Annotated in this window: 19 protein-coding genes; 10 read left to right on the top strand and 9 right to left on the bottom strand. The window is 72.7% G+C overall.

The genetic code is table 11. The features are described from left to right. Window positions 1–95 precede the first annotated feature (95 nt). Window positions 96–533: an OsmC family protein gene (locus ACZ4XX_RS13765; protein WP_468508134.1), complete on the top strand. Its 438-nt coding sequence runs from the start codon at window positions 96–98 to the stop codon at window positions 531–533. Window positions 534–566: 33 nt separating this feature from the next. Here the strand turns inward: ACZ4XX_RS13765 and ACZ4XX_RS13760 are convergent, their stop codons facing one another. Further along, window positions 567–1,268, bottom strand: a complete 702-nt coding sequence (locus tag ACZ4XX_RS13760; RefSeq protein WP_468508133.1) for an RraA family protein — start codon at window positions 1,266–1,268, stop codon at window positions 567–569. A gap of 309 nt (window positions 1,269–1,577) precedes the next feature. On the opposite strand from ACZ4XX_RS13760, the gene ACZ4XX_RS13755 reads away from it, so the two are divergent. Beyond that, the gene (locus ACZ4XX_RS13755) at window positions 1,578–3,077 is read left to right on the top strand and encodes an APC family permease (RefSeq protein ID WP_468508132.1); all 1,500 of its coding nucleotides are present in this window, start codon (window positions 1,578–1,580) and stop codon (window positions 3,075–3,077) included. A 1-nt stretch (window position 3,078) separates the two neighbouring features. Then, complete coding sequence (locus ACZ4XX_RS13750) at window positions 3,079–3,507, top strand: universal stress protein (RefSeq protein ID WP_468508131.1); 429 nt, start codon at window positions 3,079–3,081, stop codon at window positions 3,505–3,507. Window positions 3,508–3,627: 120 nt separating this feature from the next. Here ACZ4XX_RS13750 and ACZ4XX_RS13745 read toward each other — a convergent pair whose 3' ends face one another. The 3 genes from ACZ4XX_RS13745 to ACZ4XX_RS13735 form a co-directional block, all read right to left on the bottom strand. Beyond that, window positions 3,628–5,718 carry a sulfatase-like hydrolase/transferase gene (locus ACZ4XX_RS13745; RefSeq protein ID WP_468508130.1) on the bottom strand — a complete coding sequence of 697 codons (2,091 nt, stop codon included), beginning with the start codon at window positions 5,716–5,718 and terminating at the stop codon, window positions 3,628–3,630. 539 nt (window positions 5,719–6,257) lie between these two features. Then, window positions 6,258–7,874, bottom strand: a complete 1,617-nt coding sequence (locus tag ACZ4XX_RS13740) for a carboxylesterase/lipase family protein (RefSeq protein WP_468508129.1) — start codon at window positions 7,872–7,874, stop codon at window positions 6,258–6,260. A 58-nt stretch (window positions 7,875–7,932) separates the two neighbouring features. Further along, the gene (locus tag ACZ4XX_RS13735) at window positions 7,933–9,168 is read right to left on the bottom strand and encodes an MFS transporter (protein ID WP_468508128.1); all 1,236 of its coding nucleotides are present in this window, start codon (window positions 9,166–9,168) and stop codon (window positions 7,933–7,935) included. A 135-nt stretch (window positions 9,169–9,303) separates the two neighbouring features. Between ACZ4XX_RS13735 and ACZ4XX_RS13730 the strand changes: the two genes are divergently transcribed. Further along, entirely contained in the window at window positions 9,304–10,278 is a 975-nt protein-coding gene (locus ACZ4XX_RS13730; protein WP_468508127.1) for a LysR family transcriptional regulator, read from the top strand. Window positions 10,279–10,326: 48 nt separating this feature from the next. After that, complete coding sequence (locus tag ACZ4XX_RS13725; protein ID WP_468508126.1) at window positions 10,327–10,689, top strand: hypothetical protein; 363 nt, start codon at window positions 10,327–10,329, stop codon at window positions 10,687–10,689. Here ACZ4XX_RS13725 and ACZ4XX_RS13720 read toward each other — a convergent pair. The 3 genes from ACZ4XX_RS13720 to ACZ4XX_RS13710 form a co-directional block, all read right to left on the bottom strand. Further along, complete coding sequence (locus ACZ4XX_RS13720; protein ID WP_468508125.1) at window positions 10,680–11,093, bottom strand: nuclear transport factor 2 family protein; 414 nt, start codon at window positions 11,091–11,093, stop codon at window positions 10,680–10,682. The genes ACZ4XX_RS13725 and ACZ4XX_RS13720 overlap by 10 nt on opposite strands. 5 nt (window positions 11,094–11,098) lie before the next feature. Next, window positions 11,099–11,608: a DinB family protein gene (locus tag ACZ4XX_RS13715; RefSeq protein ID WP_468508124.1), complete on the bottom strand. Its 510-nt coding sequence runs from the start codon at window positions 11,606–11,608 to the stop codon at window positions 11,099–11,101. Window positions 11,609–11,795: 187 nt separating this feature from the next. Then, window positions 11,796–12,164 (bottom strand): cupin domain-containing protein, encoded by a 369-nt coding sequence (locus tag ACZ4XX_RS13710; protein WP_468508123.1) that lies wholly within the window; start codon window positions 12,162–12,164, stop codon window positions 11,796–11,798. Between the two features lie 371 nt (window positions 12,165–12,535). On the opposite strand from ACZ4XX_RS13710, the gene ACZ4XX_RS13705 reads away from it, so the two are divergent. The 3 genes from ACZ4XX_RS13705 to ACZ4XX_RS13695 all read left to right on the top strand — a co-directional run bounded on the left by ACZ4XX_RS13705 (window position 12,536) and on the right by ACZ4XX_RS13695 (window position 15,028). Continuing rightward, a complete protein-coding gene (locus ACZ4XX_RS13705) occupies window positions 12,536–12,895 on the top strand; it encodes an SPW repeat protein (RefSeq protein WP_245234433.1) in 360 nt (119 codons plus the stop codon). Window positions 12,896–13,087: 192 nt separating this feature from the next. Next, on the top strand, window positions 13,088–13,441 hold the full coding sequence (locus ACZ4XX_RS13700) for a DUF805 domain-containing protein (protein ID WP_468508122.1): 354 nt from the start codon (window positions 13,088–13,090) through the stop codon (window positions 13,439–13,441). A 297-nt stretch (window positions 13,442–13,738) separates the two neighbouring features. Further along, window positions 13,739–15,028, top strand: coding sequence for an ATP-binding protein (locus ACZ4XX_RS13695; protein ID WP_468508121.1), 1,290 nt, complete (start codon window positions 13,739–13,741; stop codon window positions 15,026–15,028). Here ACZ4XX_RS13695 and ACZ4XX_RS13690 read toward each other — a convergent pair. Beyond that, window positions 15,006–15,944 (bottom strand): carbohydrate kinase family protein, encoded by a 939-nt coding sequence (locus tag ACZ4XX_RS13690; RefSeq protein WP_468508120.1) that lies wholly within the window; start codon window positions 15,942–15,944, stop codon window positions 15,006–15,008. The two genes, ACZ4XX_RS13695 and ACZ4XX_RS13690, sit on opposite strands and share 23 nt — an antisense overlap. Before the next feature lie 248 nt (window positions 15,945–16,192). On the opposite strand from ACZ4XX_RS13690, the gene ACZ4XX_RS13685 reads away from it, so the two are divergent. After that, window positions 16,193–16,744, top strand: coding sequence for a YdeI/OmpD-associated family protein (locus tag ACZ4XX_RS13685; RefSeq protein ID WP_468508273.1), 552 nt, complete (start codon window positions 16,193–16,195; stop codon window positions 16,742–16,744). A 34-nt stretch (window positions 16,745–16,778) separates the two neighbouring features. Here the strand turns inward: ACZ4XX_RS13685 and ACZ4XX_RS13680 are convergent, their stop codons facing one another. Then, complete coding sequence (locus ACZ4XX_RS13680) at window positions 16,779–17,288, bottom strand: GNAT family N-acetyltransferase (protein ID WP_468508119.1); 510 nt, start codon at window positions 17,286–17,288, stop codon at window positions 16,779–16,781. 156 nt (window positions 17,289–17,444) lie between these two features. On the opposite strand from ACZ4XX_RS13680, the gene ACZ4XX_RS13675 reads away from it, so the two are divergent. After that, complete coding sequence (locus ACZ4XX_RS13675; protein ID WP_468508118.1) at window positions 17,445–18,122, top strand: NADPH-dependent F420 reductase; 678 nt, start codon at window positions 17,445–17,447, stop codon at window positions 18,120–18,122. The last annotated feature ends 91 nt before the right edge of the window (window positions 18,123–18,213 follow it).

Raw genomic sequence — 18,213 nt, 5'->3', positions numbered from 1 at the left:
CCCCTAGAGGACTGTGCCCGGCGGTGCCTGCCCTTCAGGACCCCCGGGCGCCGTACCGTACGAGCACGCACCCCAGAACGAAGGAGACCGCCGCCATGGCCGACTACCGGATCGAGACCGTCCGCACCGGGTACCGGAACTGGACCGCCCGGAACGACCGGGGCGCGGAGGTCCGGATGGCCGCCGCCGACGACGCCGACGCCCAGCCCTCGTTCACCCCGGTCGAGTTGCTGCTCGCGGCGATGGGCGGCTGCGGCGGGCTCGTCGTGGACCGGACCGCACGAGCCGTGGACCACGACGACCTGAAGATCGTCGTGGAGTCGGTCTCCGGGCCCGAGGACGACGGCCGGGTGGGCCGTATCCGGGTCAGCTACGAGTTCGAACTGCCGGACAACAACCCCAAGGCGGCCGAGGTGTTCGCCCGCGGGGTGCGTCTGACGCACGAGAAGTTCTGCACGGTGAGCCGCACCGTCGAGCACGGAGCGCGCGTGGAGGCCGTCCTGCCGGACGGCACGGTCGGCTTCGAGGGCTGATCCCCCGGCTCACCTCCCGCTGCCCGCCCCGGCTCACTCCTCGATCGCGCCGCCGATCCGGCGCAGATGCTGCCGGAAGGTGTACGCGGGGTCCTCGGCCCGGGCCGCCAGATAGGCGTCGAACCGGGTCTGGGAGCGGAGCGTGTCCCCGGCCCTGATGCGACGGGCCTGTTCGCGCTCCGTGCGGAACAGCGTGCGGGCCACATCGAGGACGGCGTCCACCCGGGCGGCCGGCACGAAGAGCACACCGTCGTCGTCGGCGAGGACGACATCGGCGGCGGTCACCGCGTGCTCGCCGAACCGGGCCGTGGTCAGCGCGTCGGGGTCCCGGGGGTCGACCCGTACGGGGCCGGGGGCGAGTCGTCCGTACGAGAAGACGGGCAGCCCGATCTCGACGAGGTCCGGCGTGTCCCGGTGCAGGCCCCAGACGACGACCCCGGCGACGCCCGCCGCTTCCGCCTCCAGGACGGCGAGGTCGCCGATACAGGCCTCGTCGCGACGGCCCGCGTTGTCGATGACGAGGACGTCACCGGGCAGGGCCCGGGTGAACGCCTCCAGGAAGACGTCGACGCTGCCGTAGTGGCGTACGGGCAGCGCCCGCCCGGCGACCCGCTGCCCGGCGGCGACGGGCAGGATCCCGGCGGGCGCGGCCCGCAGCGGTTCCCCGAGGCGCACGCAGGCGTCGGCGACGAGAGGCGTGGAGAGTTCCGCGAAGTCGGCCAAGTCCTTCGGCATCAGGCGTTCCGTTCGGTGACGAGTACGGTACGGCGGGCTGCGCGATGCTATCGGGTGACCGTGTACGACCGGCTGCCTCCGTGTGACCGGCCGCTCCCGTGTGACCGGCCGACGGCGTGCGGCCGACTGGTGTACGCCGGTCCCCGCCTCACGGTCGGCCGACCGGCGTGCGCCGGTCCGCGTCGTACGGTCGGCCGACGCCGTGCGGCCCGTCTCGCGCACCCGGCCGACGTCCGTCGGGTGCTCCTGGCGTGCAGCCCCGGCCCGGCCTCCCTACGATGAAGGCATACCTCTCCAGAGCGAGGCACCATGGCCGCAGAGGATGCCGCCTCACCCGCAGAACGTCCCGCGGGCCTGAAGGCCAATGCGATCGGGTTCGTCGACGCCCTCGTCATCGGACTCAACTCCACCTCCCCCGCGTACTCCCTGGCCGCCGTCATCGGTCCGATCGTCGCGCTCGCCGGGATCTACGCGCCCGGCGTGATGTTCGCGTCCTTCGTCCCGATGCTGCTCATCGCGTCCGCGTTCTACTACCTGAACAAGGTGGACCAGGACTGCGGGACGACGTTCTCCTGGGTCACGCGCGCGATGGGCCCGTGGGCCGGATGGCTCGGTGGCTGGGCCATCGCGATGACCGGCGTCCTGGTCGTCGGCTCGCTCGCGGACGTGGCCGTGAGCTTCGCGCTGCTCTCCTTCGGACTCGACAGCTGGGTGGACAACGCCTTCGTACGGCAGTCCCTCACCGTGCTCCTGATCCTGGTGATGACGGCCGTCTGCGTCATCGGCACCGAGCTGTCGGCCAAGGTGCAGAACGTCCTCATCCTGGCGCAGGTCGCCTTCCTGCTGATCTTCGTCGGTGTGGCGCTGTACAAGGTGTACAACGGCACCAGCGCGTACGACTCCGTCGAACCCGCCCTCAGCTGGCTGAACCCCTTCGGCGCCGGAGGCGCGGCGCTGACCGGCGGGCTGCTGCTCGGCGTGTTCATCTACTGGGGCTGGGAGTCGGCGGTCAACCTCACCGAGGAGGTCAAGGACTCCGCGACCGCCCCCGGCAAGGCCGGCCTCTGGTCGACCGTCATCCTGCTGGTCACGTACGTGTCGGTGGGGTTCGCGGTCGTCGCGTACGCCGGTCCCGCGTTCCTCGCGGAGAACGCGGGCGAGGAGGAGTTCATCTTCGCCCAGCTCGCCACCGACGTGCTGGGAGGCTGGGACTGGGTCCTGCTCCTGGCCGTCTCCACGTCCGCCATCGCCTCCACCCAGACGACCATCATCCCGGCCTCCCGGACGGCGCTCTCCATGGCCCGGCGGCGCGCGCTGCCCGCACACTACGGGCACATCAGCCCCCGCTTCCGTACCCCCGACGTGAGTACGTGGTGGGTGGCCGGCATCGCCATCGGCTGGTACCTGGTGGTGAACCAGATCAGCACCAACGCCCTCTTCGACTCGCTGACCGCGCTGTCGCTCCTGATCGCCTTCTACTACGCGCTCACCGGAATCGCCTGCGCCGTCTACTACCGGCGTCATCTCTTCGAGAGCGTCCACAACTTCCTGCTGATCGGGCTCGGCCCGCTCGTCGGCGCCGGGCTCCTCACCTGGCTCCTGGTGAGGTCGGTCTCCGACATGTCCGATCCCGCGAACTCGTACAGCGGCACCTCGTGGTTCGGCCTCGGGCCGCCGCTCGTCATCGGTATCGGCATCGCCCTCACCGGGGTGGTCGTCATGATCGTCTGGCGGCTGCGGTCGCCCGCCTTCTGGGAGGAGCGGCCGAGCGTGGCCGACCCCGACCTGGTGCACGGCAAGGAGCGCTGAGATGTCGGTCGTGCTCGGTTACGACGAATCCCCCGGCGCGGCCCGCGCACTGCGCATCGCGGTCGAGGTGGCCGCCGCGTTCGACGAGCGTCTGGTGCTGGTCTACGGCGCGGCGGCGCCCGGCCCGCTGGGCGAGGAGTACCGGTCCCACTACGAGGCCATCCGCCAGACCGGCCGCGCCGGCCTCGAGCACGCGGTCACGGAGGCCGACCGGGCGGGCGTGCCGACCGTCGTCGAGGTGCTCGACAAGAACCCGGCCCAGGCCCTCATCGACGCGGCGACCCGCCACGCGGCACGTGTCATCGTGGTCGGCAGCTGGGGGGAGAGCCCGATGCGCGGCGCGCTGCTGGGCTCCACGCCCCACAAGCTGCTCCACATGTCGACCGTGCCGGTGCTGTGCGTACCGCCGGAGGTACGAACCCCGGGCTGAGGGGCAGCGCGGATGGTGTGCCCGCGGCAGGTGTGACCACGAGCGGAACGGCCCCCGGGGGCTGACCGCGCCTCACCCGCCTCGCCACGCCACACACGACGGTGACACGTCTGCCGCCACTCATGTCCCCGGGAGGACCGTGACGCGCGCCAGGGCCCAGGAGGTGTGGTCGAAGGAGGTCCTGGCGTTCGCGTCGGTCACCTCCAGGCGCAGGACCCTGACGCCCCGCACGTCGACGTCCACCGGGACGGGGCCGCCCGCGGCGGTCAGGACGGGGCTGGTGAACAGGGCGCGGTCGTCGCCGTACACCGTGGCGCGCGTGGCGCCGACGGAGCTCTGGCGGGCCGAGAAGTCGTCGATGCCCACCAGGGCGGTGAACCGGTCCCCGTCGCCGCCCAGATGGGAGGCGACGTCGCTGTGGGCGTGGACGCCGAGGCCCTTGGCGTAGGTGGTGCCGCCGAAGGCGATCGGCGTGCCGTCGCCCCCGGCGTTCTCGCCGTTGGACCTGTCGCGTTCCACGGGGCCCCAGCCGTTGACGGCGTGGATCCAGGTGAGGTCGGAGAGGTGGCTGTCCCGGGTGGGTGCCGAGGGCGGAGTGGTGACGAGGCCCGCGTCCTCGTACCGCACGGGACCTCCCGGAGCGAGGGCGGTGCCTTCGGCGGTGAGAGTCCACGGCGTGGCGGCGGGGGCACCGGCGCGCGGGGTGACCTGCCAGCCGACGGTGAGCCGGGCGCCGGGCGCGAGCTGCCCTGCGGTGGTGGTCGTGATGGCCTGTACGGTCCAGCCCGCCGGCGCACGCAGGGCGAGGGCTGCGGAGCTCCAGGGCCTGGACGAGCCGTTGGCGAGCGCGGTGGTGACGGTGAAGGCCTGGCCCGGGACGGCGAGGGACGGCACGGTGAGGGTCGTGCCGAACTCGGCGCGAGGGTGGGTGTCCTGCCAGGAGGATCGCATCAGCGCGACGAGTTCGGCGGCCCGGGCGGGGTGGCGGGACGCGAGGTCGGACCTCTCGCCGACGTCGGCGGCCAGGTCGTACAGCTCCACCTGCCACTGGTCGTCCGGCAGTGCGTGGTCGCGGACGGGGGCGAACCTGACGGCCTTCCACCGGTCCTTGCGGAGCGCCTCGGCGAGCCAGGTGGCGCGCTGCCTGTCCTGAGCAGTGGCGCGCGAGGTGACGCCCCGCTCGTCCCGGAACCAGTACAGGTGGTCGTGGAGGGCCACTTCCGTGCCCCCGGCGAGCAGCGGCGCGACGGAGAGTCCGTCGACGTCCGGGGGCGCGGGCGCGCCGCCGAGTTCGGCGAGGGTGGGGAGGAGATCGGTGAGCGGGGTCGGGCGGTCGCTCGTGCCGGTACGGACCCGGCCGGGGCCCCAGGCGACGAGGGGGACGCGGACACCGCCCTCGTACAGATTGCGCTTGTAGCCGCGCAGCGGTCCGTTGGAGTCGAAGAGGTCGGGGTTGACGCCGCCCTCCTCGTGGGGGCCGTTGTCGCTGGTGACCAGGACGATCGTGTCGTCCGCGAGGCCGAGGGCGCTCAGCCGGTCGACGACGTCGCCTACGAGGGCGTCGAAGAGGCTCACCTGGGCGGCGTGCCCCCTGTCGGCGGCGCTCCACGTCCGGGAGGCGTACGCGCCGTGGTCGGGGATGTCGCTGGGGGCGTGGGGCACGGTCGGCGTCAACAGCAGCAGGAACGGTTCGGCCGCGTGGCGGTCGAGGAAGTCGAGCGCCCGCTGCCGCAGCAGGTCGGGGGCGTAGGTGCCCTTGGCACCGCCCGCGTTGGCGGCGATCGGCTCCTTGACGCCGTTGTGCCAGAGGTAGGCGGGGTGGTACTGGTGGGCGTGACCGTGGTCGATGTAGCCGTGGAACTCCTCGAAACCGCGGGCGTTGGGGTGGCTGTCCTGGTCGGCGCTCTCCGGCCCGAAGCCCCACTTGCCGATCAGCCCGGTCCGGTAGCCGCGGGCCCTGAGCACCTGGGCGAAGGCGGTGTCGGCGGCGGTGAGGGAGCCCTGCGCCCCGGCCGGGTTGGCCCGGACGGTGGCGTGCCCGGTGTGCAGACCGGTGAGGAGCGAGCAGCGGGAGGGGGCGCAGACGGCCGCCGTCGAGTACGCGTCCGTGAAGCGCAGCCCCTCCGCGGCGAGTCCGTCGAGGCGTGGGGTGGTGATGAGCTTCTGGCCGTATGCGCCGAGTTCGCCGTACCCGAGGTCGTCGGCGAGCACGACGACGAGGTTCGGTGGGCGGGTGGTGCCGCCGCGCTCCCGGCCCCGGCCGCGGCCTGATCCGATGCCGGTGCCGGTTCCGACGACTGTGCCGGTGCATGTGCCGCCTGGGCGTCGGCGGCGGTCGCGGGCAGGGCGCCGAGGCCGAGCGTGGCGGCTGAGCCGGCGAGGAAGCGGCGGCGGCTGGACACGGTGGGGCTTCCTTGGGCGGGGTCGGACGCGGCGCGCACGGGCATGTCGGAGCGGCTGGATGCCAGAGGCGGGCAAGGGCCTGTCGTCCGCCCCTGGCATCCAGCCGAGCATGGCCGCACCCGCCCCGGTGGGCCATGCACGGCGCATGAAAAGCGTGTGACACACGCTTGTCGAGGCCCACCTCCCGGAACGGCCGCCGCGCACTCGTCCCCGGAACCGGCGCCGCGCGCACCGAGTCGGTCGCCACGCGCGTCCCGGAACGACCGCCGCGCGCATCCCCGGCTCGGCCGCCACACGGCCCCCGCCACGCGGCTCGGCCGCCACGCGGCCCCCGCCGCCGTCGCCGCTCAGTCCTGGCGTCCGTCCCCACCCGGCGCTCGGTCGAGCCAGAGTTCGCGGACCAGGTGGAGCGGGTCCGCGGCGACGCGGGGTTCCGTGTCCCAGATCATCGTGGCGCGTCCCTCGGCCGTGTAGCGGGGCCAGTCGGCGCCCGGGTCCTGGTCGGTCACGAAGGCGACCCAGGCCCGGTGCACGGCGCCGGCGAGCGCGCGCGGCGGTGCGTCCCCGGTGACGGCCGGGGCTCCCTCTGCGTCGAGGAGGTCGAAGGCGAAGGGCAGGTCGACGCAGTGGACGGCGAGGTCCGTGGCAGGTGAGCGCCAGGCGAACTCGTAGAGCCAGGTGGGCCGTTCGTGGGCGGCGCGGGCGTCGGCGACGGCGAGGTTCGGGGCGCGGAAGGTCGCGTCGGTGAGTGCCTGGCCGAAGAGCCGCTCCGGGCCGGCGTCCGCGTACGCCGCCGTGAGGGCGTCGGCCCGCGCCGGGTCGAGCCCGAGGCCGCCGAGGAGGACGGGCAACGGCGGACCCTCCGTGCCGGGCGCGGGGAACATCGCGAACTCGTGCTCGGTGAAGCCGAGCATCAGGGGCACGTCCGCGCCCGCCCCGCCCGTCGTGAGGGCGTCGAGGACCGGCAGCGGGACGAGCTCGCCGTCGGCGAAGGGGGCGAAGGACAGCATCGGCGGGAGGCCCTCGCGGTCGGGGCCCGGCTCGTTCATGCGGTCCTGGAGGGCGAGGATCTCGTCGTCGCCCAGGTCACGGAGGGCGGCGGCGGTGGCCGGTACGCCGGTGCGGGCGGTGAGGAGCCGGGCGGCGGCGCGGGCGGCGTCCGGGCCGTCGGGCCGCGGGACGGCGCCCGAGACGGAGAGCGCGCCACGGAACAGGCCCTGGGCGGCGGGGACGGCGAGCAGGGTCTGGACGGCTCCGCCGCCCGCCGACTGCCCGGCGACGGTGACCTTGGCGGGGTCGCCGCCGAAGGCCGTGATGTTGTCCCGTACCCATTCCAGGGCGGCGATCCAGTCGCGTACCCCACGGTTGTCGGGGGCGTCCTCGAGGTGCAGGAAGCCCTCGATGCCGAGGCGGTAGCCGACCGAGACGAGGACGACGCCGTCGCGGTTGAAGGCGGCTCCGTCGTACCAGGGGCTGGCCGCCGAGCCGGCGACGTAGCCGCCGCCGTGGATCCAGACGAGGACGGGCAGCGCGGCAGCGGGGTCGGCGGCCGGGGTGAAGACGTTCAGGTTGAGGATTCCGGCGCCCGGGACGGAGGGCTCGGGAATGGTGGTGATCTCGGCGAAGGGGCGGCGCTGTGCCGTCGGCCCGTACGAGGTGGCGTCCAGCGGCTCCGTCCACGGCTCCGGCGGCACGGGCGCGGCGAACCGCAGGTCGCCGACGGGCGGCTGCGCGTACGGGATGCCGAGGAAGCGCAGGCTGCCATCGGCACGGCGCTCGCCACGGACGGGACCGCGGCCGGTGATCACGGTGGCGTCTGCGGCGTCGGTGGTCACAGTGGCGTCTGCAGCGCCGGTGGTGCCGGTGGGCCCGGTGGTGCCGGTGGGCCCGGTGCCGCCGGGGGCCGCTGCGTCTCCAGTGGTCGTGGTGGCGCCGGTGCTGCCGGTACTTCCGGTGGTGCTCATGGGTGCTGCTCCTTCTCCGCGGGGGCACACGAAGCCCGGGACGGGAGCCTGCCACCGGTTAGTTACACGTGTCAACGCCCACCATCGCACGCGTCTCCTTCCTGGGCAGCAGCAGCGGCGTCACGAGCAGCAGGACGCCCGCCAGGCCGATCGCCGCACGGGGTCCGACGGCGGCAGCGAGCAGCCCCCAGAGCGCGGTCAGAGCCGCGACGGAGGCCTTCGCGGTGACGGACCAGGCGGTGAGGGTACGGGCCACCCGGTCGGTCGACGTCAGGTCGAGGCGGAGGGTGGCGAGCACCGGGCTGAACACACCGGCGCAGGTGATCAGCGCCAGCTCGACCGCCATCACCAGCGCAAGACCGCTGACACCGGGGTGGACGAGGGCGAGGCCGACGGGCCAGCACGCGCGGAGCACGCCCGCGGTCCACAGGACCCGGTGCCGGCCGTACCGCGCGACGAGCGGCCGGGAGAGCCGGGAGCCGACGAGCCCGCCGACGCAGGGCACGGCGAAGGCGAGCCCGTACTGCCAGGGGGCGAAGCCGAGCGGACCGAGCATCAGGACGGCGAGGAGGGGCGCGGTCGCCATGACGAGGCCGTTGACCAGGACGGAGTTGAGGAACAGCGGGCGCAGGACGGGCTGGGCGAGGACGTGCCGCCACCCTTCGAGAAGGTCGCCGGCCCTCATCCCGGACCCGACTCGGTGTGCGGGCCGGGGCTCGCGCCCCTTGATCGCGCGGATGCCCGCCGCCGAGAGCAGATAGCTCAGGGCGTCGACCAGTACGGTCGCCACCGGGCCGACGAGGGTGACCAGAGCGCCGCCGATCGGCGGTCCGAGGACGGTCGCGGTCCAGGTCGTGGATTCGAGCCGGGCCTGCGCGACGAGCCGGCCCTCCGCCGGTACGAGCGCCTTGAGGCAGGCACCGGAGGCCGCTCCGAAGGTGATGTCGGCGGACGCGACGACCACGGAGACGACGAGCAGCTGGACGAAGCCGAGGCGGTCCAGCGCGTACGCGGCGGCGACGCTCAGCATCGCCGCGCACCGCACGAGGTCCATGGCGATCATCACGGGCCGCTTGCGGCGGAACTCCACCCAGGGGCCGAGCGGCAGCGCGACCGCCGCTCCGACGGCCGCCCCCACCGCGGCCAGCGCGGCCACCTCGGCTGAGCCCTCGTGGAGCACGGTGACGGCGAGCAGCGGGAAGGCGTTGAAGGCGACCCAGGTGCCCAGAGTGCCCGCCGCGTACGCCGCCCACAGCCACCCGAAGTCCCTTCCGAGGGACACCCCGCCCGCCATGCCCGTACCCCTCTCGCCGACCGGCCGCACAACCACGGACCGTCGGTCGTCATCAAAGCGAGCCACGGACCCGCAGATCAAACAACCGGGGAGCCCACACGACACAACCCGTGGTTGTCGGTCTAGGCTGCAGGCGTGGATCTCGATGCCGTACGTACCTTCCTGGCCGTGGTGGACTCGGGCCGGTTCCGGGAGGCCGCCGCCGAGCTGGCGGTCACCCAGCAGGCCGTCTCCAAGAGGGTCGCCGCACTGGAGAAGGAGCTCGGCGTGCGGCTGCTCGCCCGCACCGCACGCGGGGCGGAGGTGACGATCGACGGGCAGGCGTTCCTGCCGCACGCGCGCGCCCTGCTGCACGCCGAGGCGCGGGCGATGGCCTCCGTCCGGCCCGAGCGGCGGGCGCTGCGCGTGGACGTGATCGGCCGGCGGCTGGCGACCGCGGGGCTGCTTCGGGGGTTCCACCGGGTCCATCCCGAGGTCGAGCTGGACGTCGTGACGCTCTTCGACGCCGACGCGGCCGTCGCCGCACTCGGGGCCGGCACGATCGACGCGTCCTTCCGGGCAGTCACCATGCCCGGTCGGCGGCTCCCGGAGGACATCCGGGCGCTGCCGGTCCTGGACGAGCCGCTGCAGCTCCTCACGGGGCCCGGGCACGCGCTCGCGGGCGCGCGCTCCGTCCCGCTCGCGCGGCTCGCCGGCCACCGGATCTGGATTCCCGGCATCGTCGGCGGGACCGAGTGGGCGGCCTACTACGCGGACCTGGCCGCCCGGTTCGGGCTCACCATCGAGGTGACGGGCCCGGACTTCGGTCCCGAGGCGCTGTTCGACACCATCGCGGACTCCCCCGAGCTGGCGACGTTCGTCGGGGAGGGCACCCGCCTCGTCTGGCCGCAGGGGCACGACCTGCGGCGCGTCGCCGTACACGGGCCGACTCCGGTCTATCCGCACTCACTTCTGTGGGCCGCGGACAACCTGCACCCCTCCCTGCTCACCCTTCGCGAGCACCTCGCCATGTCCCCCGAAGCCCCGGGGCCCTCCGCGTCGGCGGCGCGGGAGACCGACATCTGGACACCTGCCTGGGCACGGCCTCGGGATCACGGTCTCGCGCCTTAGACTCGGAGCGCCCGGGGGACGGGCTGGTCCAGGGGAAGGCGGCCCGTGATGTGGATCCATGATGCCGTGGGGGGCGCACTCGTCCTCCTGCTCGGTGCCGGGCTCATCACCGCCGGGGTGCTGTGGAAGGGGCGCGCGGTCCGGCCGTTCGCCGCGTCCCGCGCGCGTTCCGTGGCCCAGCGGGAGTACGCCCGCGATCTGCAGCGGGCTGCCGACCATGTGATCGCGCTGGCCCGCCGGTCCGCCGGTGAGGGCGAACCGGCGATCGTCACCGTCGAGGCCGTGGTGCGCACGACGCAGGAGCGTTACGGGTACACCGGGGTGGAGCGGCGGCACGCGGCGGCCGCGCTGCGCCGCCGGTTCGAGCACTGGCGCTGCGCGGTCGACTGCGTCACGGACGCCTACGGCTGAACGTCCCTCTCGGGTACGGGTGTTCCCTGGTGGTAGTACATCCGCAGGCCCGTTCCGGCCGGCGCGTCGGGGTCGCGGCGCCAGAGGGAGCTGCGTCTGGCCCGGTGGCCGTGGAGGTGCGTCTCGTACGTGAGGTGGACGAGGCCGGGGGCGAGCAGGGTCGCCGAGAAGGCGGCGGGCTCGTACCGCGGTCCGTCCTCCGTCGCGCCGGACATCTCGGGGAGTTCGGCGAGCATCTCGTCGTACGTCCAGCGCCGGCCGGAGGCACCGACCTCGACGAACTCGGGGTCGAACAGTTCGGCGGCGCGTGTCCGGGAGACGCGTACGGCGGGGTCCAGAAGGGCCAGTTCGCCGGCGAGGGCTTCGGCGATGTCGGGGTCGTCGGGGGTTCCAGGGGCGCTCATCGGCGTCACTCCCCCGTCGTGCCGTCGAGGCGTTCGCGCAGCAGGTCGGCGTGACCGTTGTGCCGTGCGTACTCCTCGATCATATGGGCGAGGACGTAGCGCACGGAGTACGTCTCGTCGTCGCGGCTTCCGGTGACGTCGAGGGAGTCGGCCGCGGCCACGATGGCGCGGGCCCGGGCGCACTCCTCGCGCCAGATGCCGAACGCCTCGTCGACATCGGCCTCGTCGACGTCGAAGTCGGCCCAGTCGGTGGAGCCCGGCGGCGTCCAGGGGCTTGTGCTCCGCTCGCCGTCGAGGACGTTCCTGAACCAGCCGCGCTCGACCTCGGCGGCATGGCGGACGAGACCCAGGAGCGAGAGTGCCGACGGGTCGACCGCCCGCGTCCGCAACTGCTCGTGGGTGAGACCTTCGCACTTCAGGGCGAGGGTGTCGCGCTGGAAGTCGAGCATGGCCGTGAGGACGGCGCGTTCGTCCCCGGTGTACGGCACGGACGTGCGGTGATCTTGAAGGGTCATGCGGGCATTGTGCCGCCGCCCTCCGGCGGCGGCCCGGGATTTTCGTGTCCGGTCAGCCTGTCCGTTCGACTGTCCCGGTACGTTCGACTGTCCCGGTCCACTCGACCCGGTCCGCTCGGCCGGTCAGCTCGCCCCGTCAGCTCGACCGAGGCGCCGACCGGTGAGCTGGGCCGGTCAGTCGGGCCGGTCAGTCGGACGGCTTCGCGTAGTCGGCGAAGCCCGTCCAGTCCAGCGCCACGCAGACCTCGTCGCCGAGGACCCACGCGTCGTGGCCGGGCTGGACCTCCATGTAGTCCCCGGCGCCGTACTCGGTCGTCTCGCCGTCGTCCATCACGACCTTCATCCGGCCGCTGACGATGTACCCCACGTGCGAAGCCTGGCAACTGTCGGTGCCGGCGATAGGTTTGACGTGCTTGGACCACTGCCAGCCCGGCTCGAACACGGCGCGGCCGACCGCGCCGCGCTGGCCGCTGACGAGGTCGAGTCTGCCCTTGCCGTCCTCGAAGGGGCGGGTCTCGTCCGCCGCGTCGAAGCTCTTCTTGACGATGCCGGTCATGCTGCACTCCCGGCGATGGAGGGGCGGAATCCCCGAGTCCACTTCCAGGCTACGCGGCGGCGTTCCGGCGGGCACCTCGCACACCCATGCCACATGCGGTTCGCGCGTGCATTGAATTTTTGTTGAACGGAGCGCCATTTGGCGGATCCCTGCATATCCGCAGCTCAAATTCTGTACGCATCCCTTATCGGGCAGACCTACACATAAAGGCCAGATAAGAGCACAATGAAGCAGCGGCAGCATTTGCCGCAAGTGCGGTCAGACGTGCATGACGCCAGAAGGAGGCGAGTCGTATGGCCGACGTCTCTCACCGTCCTGGTGATATCGCAGGACACCCCGATGCGCCGGAAATGCGGGACCGTTATGCCCGTATGCTCCAGACCCGAGGTGTCGCGGCGGTCGAGGAACTCGTGATCCTCGCCGGTATCTACGCCGCGATCTCCGCGTGGACGGTCCACTTCTCCGCCACCCAGCCCGCGCTCGCCATCAGCAACCTGGTCGTCGGCATCGCCCTTGCGGTCCTCGGCCTGTGCATGTCGATGGTTCCCGAGCGGTCCCAGGACCTCAACTTCGTCGTCCTGCTGATGGGCGCGTGGCTGATCATCGCCCCGTGGGTGGTCGGGTCGAGCCCCGACACCGGCACCATCCTCAGCAACGTCATCACCGGCGCGTGCGTCTGCCTGTTCTCCCTCACGGCCGGCGGACTGCTCATGACCAAGCGAAGGACGTGACGCTCGGATCCTCTCCCGGAACGGCGGCCCCTCCACCCCCGGAGGTGCCGCCGTTCACTGTTTTCCGCCCTGAAACGGCCACCGCCCGGTAACGAATTGACCCACGTGGTTTCAGCCACCTAAGTTCTGCGTAAAGCTTGCTCCACAGGGACAGGCTCTCCCGCTCGCATACCCAGTCCTTGGGGGGACAAAGTGAACTGGTACCTCGACGTCATCAAGAAGTACGCGGTCTTCAACGGCCGTGCGCGCCGCCAGGAATTCTGGATGTTCGAGCTGTTCAACATCATCATCGCGATCGTGCTCGCCATCGTCGGCGTGGCGCTCGACTTCTCGCTCCTGAGCACGCTGTACTCGCTGGCCGTCTTCCTGCCGTCCCTGGGCGTGACCGTCCGCCGTCTGCACGACACCGGCCGCTCGGGCTGGTGGATCCTCATCGGCCTGGTGCCGATCGTCGGCTTCATCGTCCTCATCGTCTTCGCGGCCACCGAGGGTGAGCAGCACGAGAACGCGCACGGCCCGAACCCGAAGCTGGCCCCGGCCTACTGACGGTCCCGGCCCTCGACGGGTCCCGACCTGCCGAAGGCCCCGGACCGCTGAAGGTCCCGGCCTGCTGAAGGCCTCGTACGCGCATGTGAAAGGCCCCCGGAGGATTCCTCCGGGGGCCTTCCGCATGCCGGAGGACGTTCCCGCGTGCCGACCGGTCACGTCCTCGCGCGGCACGGTGCCGCATAGAGACGCCACGGCGCGTTCGCCCGCGCCGCCTTGTGCAGGATGGCGCACGACCGGGACCGAAGGCCCCGCCTAGCCTCACCGCAACGGCACCAACGAGGGGCGGTACCACCGGTGAACTGGCACATCCACGACTACCGCGAGAGCGATCTCGCCGCCGTCGTCCATCTGATCGACACGACCGCGGAGCTCGGTCAGGAGTCCGTGTTCTCGCTGGCCGAGTGCATCGGCGCGCTGACCACCCGCCAGCCCGCCGTGGTGGCCGTCCACCAGGGTGTCCCCATCGGCGCCGCGCTCGCCTCCGTCTCCGGCGAGCGGGCGTGGGTCATGCGGATCGCGATCTCCTCGGCCTGGCGCGGCCGCGGTCTCGCCAGCGCGCTCCTCGTGGAGCTGGAGCGGCGGCTGGTGGCGGCCCGGGTCGGGCGGATCGCGTACGTCCTGCCGGAGGAGGACCTCCTCGGCGAGGGCCTCCTCAACGCCGGGTACACACGGCAGCCCGCCGTCGCGTACTTCGAGAAGGTGGAGCCCCTGCACGGTCCTGCCGCCGGGCTCCTCGACGATCTCGGCGGTCGGCTCCTGCCCGGCGACCTGTGGGCCAAGGTCGCCGGCATGGAACGGGAGAAGGACCTGATCGAGCGTCGGGTGGTGCTGCCGCTCGCCGAGCCGGAGCGGGCCGGCCGGCACGGGGTGCGGCCGCCGCGCGCGGTCTGCCTGTTCGGTCCGCCGGGCACCGGCAAGACCACGTTCGCGCGCGGGATCGCCTCACGGCTCGGCTGGCCGTTCGTGGAGATCCTGCCGTCCCGCCTCGCCGACGAGGGGAACCTCGCCGCCGCCCTGCGGTCCGCGTTCGCCCGGATCGCGGAGCTGGAGCGGGTGCTCGTCTTCATCGACGAGGTCGAGGAGATCGCGCCGGTACGCTCGGAGCCCGCGCAGCCCGGTGGCATGCACGGGGTGACGAACGAACTCCTCAAGCTGATACCGGGGTTCAGGGAGCGGGACGAGCGGCTGCTCGTCTGCGCCACCAACTCGATCCGCTCACTGGACCCGGCGTTCCTGCGGCCCGGTCGCTTCGACTACCTCATCCCCATCGGTACGCCGGACAAGGCCGCGCGCGCGGCGATCTGGGCCCGGTACACCGACGGCAGGACGGACGTCGACATCGACGAACTGGTCCTGGCGAGCGACCTGTTCACCCCGGCCGACATCGAGCACGCGGCCCGGATCGCGGCCCAGGCCTCCTTCGAGCGGGACCTGCTCGCCGTCGGCGCGCGGGGCGGCGACGGTCCGGTCCCCGGGGCGAGCACCGCCGACTATCTGGCCGCCATCGGCGAGTGCCGGCCGACGGTCACACCGGAGATGGTCGAGCAGTTCGCCTCGGACATCACCACGCACGCACGGATCTGAGGGCGAGCGTCTCGCGGGCGGCGTCGAGCTCGGCGCGGTCGGGCGGCCGGGCGCCGGCCCGGGAGACGGTGACGGCCGCTGCCGCGCTCGCCCTCCCCAGGAGCTCCGCGAGGTGCACGGCGCCGAGTGTGTCCAGGGCGTCCCGCCGGCATCCGGCGAGTGTGTCGAGGACGGCGGACATGAAGGCGTCGCCCGCGCCGACCGTGTCGGCGACGGTGACCGGCGGCGCCTCGGCGGCGACCGTGCGACGGCGGGTGACGGCGAACGAACCGGCCGCTCCCAGGGTGACGAGGACGAGGGCCGGACCGAGGGCGAGCCACCGGGCGGCGACCGTACGCGGGTCCTCGCCCGGGTACAACCAGGCCAGGTCCTCGTCGCTCGCCTTGACCAGGTCACTGAGGGCGACACAGCGCTCGACACGGGTCACGGCCGAACCGTGCTCCCCCATCAGCCCGGGCCGCACGTTGGGGTCGTAGCTGACGGTGGCACGCTCCCGCAGCCGTTCGGTCTCGGCGAGGACGGCGGCCGCGCCGGGCGCGGTGACGGCGGCGATCGAACCGATGTGCACATGGCGGGGCGCCAGGTCGGCCGGCGCCCCGCCCCTCAACGTCCAGGCGATGTCGAAGGTGTACGAGGCCTGACCTCGTGCGTCGAGACCGACGACCGCCGACGGGGTGCGGTCGGGCACGTCGCGGACCTCCACCCGTACGCCCGCGCCCTTGAGATGGGCCTCGACGAGCCGGCCGGTGGGGTCGTCGGCGAGTTGGGTGAGCAGGGTGACGTCCCTGCCGAGCCGCCCCAGGCCGTAGGCGACGTTGGCGGGGCTGCCGCCCGGGTGGACGCGGTCGGCGGCGTCGGAACCGGCCGGGGCGCGGACGATGTCCGCGACGCACTCGCCGATCACCAGGAAGGACATGGGTCAGATGGTACGGGCCCCGTGCCGCACCGGGGGCGGGGACCCGGGCGAGCGCGGTGCGGAGTCATATCGTGGTCACGAGCGCTCCCGTACGACGTCCGGGAGCGACGTTCGACGCGGAACGACGACGACCGACGACGGCCGACGACGGCCGAAGCGGGCCGCGAGGGCAGTGCGACGACAGGGGGACCGCTCCGGTGGAGCAGCGCGAAGGGCAGCACGAAGGGCAGTACGAGGGACTCGAGCTGATGACCGTCACGCGGACCGAGGAGCTGGAGGCGTGGCTGGAGAGTCACCATGCCGACCGGCCCGGGGTCTGGCTGAGGATCGCCAAGAAGGGCAAGGGGGGCGAGTCGCTGACGAATCCGGAGATCCTCGACTGCATGCTGTGCTTCGGCTGGATCGACGGACAGCGCAAGGGCGGGGACGGGGCCTACTACTTCCAGAAGTACACGCCGCGGCGGTCCCGGAGCCTCTGGTCGCAGGTGAACGTCCGCAAGGTCGCGGTGCTCACCTCGGCGGGCCGGATGCGTGAGCCGGGCCTCGCCGAGGTGCGGGCCGCGCAGGCGGACGGCCGGTGGGAGTCCGCGTACCCGTCGCAGGCGGAGGCGACCGTACCCGACGACCTCGCGGCGGCTCTGGCGGCCGACGAGGAGGCGCGGGCCTTCTTCGAAGGGCTCGGGAAGACCGATCAGTACCTGGTGATCATGCGGCTGTGGCAGGCCCGCACCGAGAAGGGCCGCGCGCAGCGCCTCGAGCGCATGGTGGCGAAGCTGGCGGCGGGCGAGAAGGTCCGGTGACACGCACCCGGTGAGCTCCGGGGGGCCCGGGCGGTCAGCGGCTGCGGCGGTAGAGGACCTGGTGGGCGTCGTACTCGACGAACGAGGAGACGTGGGTCATGCCGACGGCCTCCAGGAGCCGCCGGGAGCGCTGGTTCGCCTCCTGGGTCAGCGCGACCACGCTCGGGGTGCCGAGGAGCGTGGCCTCGACGACGGCGGCGACGGCCTCGCGCGCGTAGCCGTGCCCCCAGTGCTCGGGCAGGAACTGGTACGAGACCTCCGTCTCCCCATCCCGTGCCGCGGGCTCCACCGTGACCAGACCGAGCAGGACCTCGTCGGCCGTCCGCACCACCGTGTACACACCGGGCGCCCCGACGACCCGCCGCTGCCGGATCCGTACGACCTGCTCGGTGACCGGCCCGCCCAGATGACGCCTGACCTCGGGGTCCGTCCACAGCCGGGTGACCGCCGGGACGTCGCCGGCGCGTACGGGGCGCAGCAGGAGCCGCTCCGTGGCGAGGGTGGTGGTTCCCGGTGTCGGGGCTGAGATCGACGAGGTGGCCATACCTCCGATCATCTCAGCCCGGGCACCCGGTCTGTCGTCGGACCGGCCGTCGCCTCGGCCCGGTCGGTCCGGTCGGTCGTCGATTCGGCCTAGGACGAGGGGCGGACACGGGTGGGGTCCTCAGGCCGAGGTGCGCACGGGGGCGGCGGCGCAAGGATGGCGTTCATGCGAATCGGAATTCTCGGTACAGGAAATGTAGGACAGGCACTCGCCTCGGCGTGGGCGCGGGCCGGCCACGACGTGGTCCTCGGATCACGTCGGCCGGAGGACCCTGGACTCCTCGCGGGGCTGAAGGAACTCACCGCGTCGGGATTACGGGTCGACAGCTCGGCGGGAGCGGCGGCGCACGCGGAGGTCCTGGTGAACGCCACCCCGGGCACGGACTCCGTCGCGCTGCTGCGCACGATCGGCACGGAGGCGCTCGCCGACAAGATCGTTCTTGACGTCGGGGTGGGCTTCCTGGAGGACGGATCGCTCTCGCATCCCGGCGTCAGCCTGGGCGAGGAGATCCAGCAGGCCTTCCCGGAGACACGGGTGGTGAAGACGCTCTGCACCGTCGACCGGAAGGTGATGATCGCGCCTGACTCCCTGGCGGGCCCGGCCACGGTGTTCCTCTCCGGCGAGGACGCGGAGGCGAAGAAGGTGGTGCGCGGTCTGGTCGGCGACCTCGGCTGGTCGGACGACGCGCTGCTCGACCTGGGCGGGATCGCGACGGCACGGGGCCAGGAGCACTTCGCCCTGCTGTTCATCGGGATCGCGGGGGCGACCGGCACCTACGAGTTCGGCGTCCGGGTCGTCCTCCCCACCTCGGGCGGGAACGGCCCCGAGCACTAGGTGTATTGCCCAGTGAGGTTGTGGACGCGGCTGGCGGGTGGTTTGCCTGCGAGTGCGGTGTGTCCGCGGTGGTGATTGTAGGTGTGCAGCC

The sequence above is a fragment of the Streptomyces sp. NPDC029956 genome (assembly GCF_055574655.1).
This window is presented reverse-complemented; position numbering and strand designations above follow the sequence as displayed.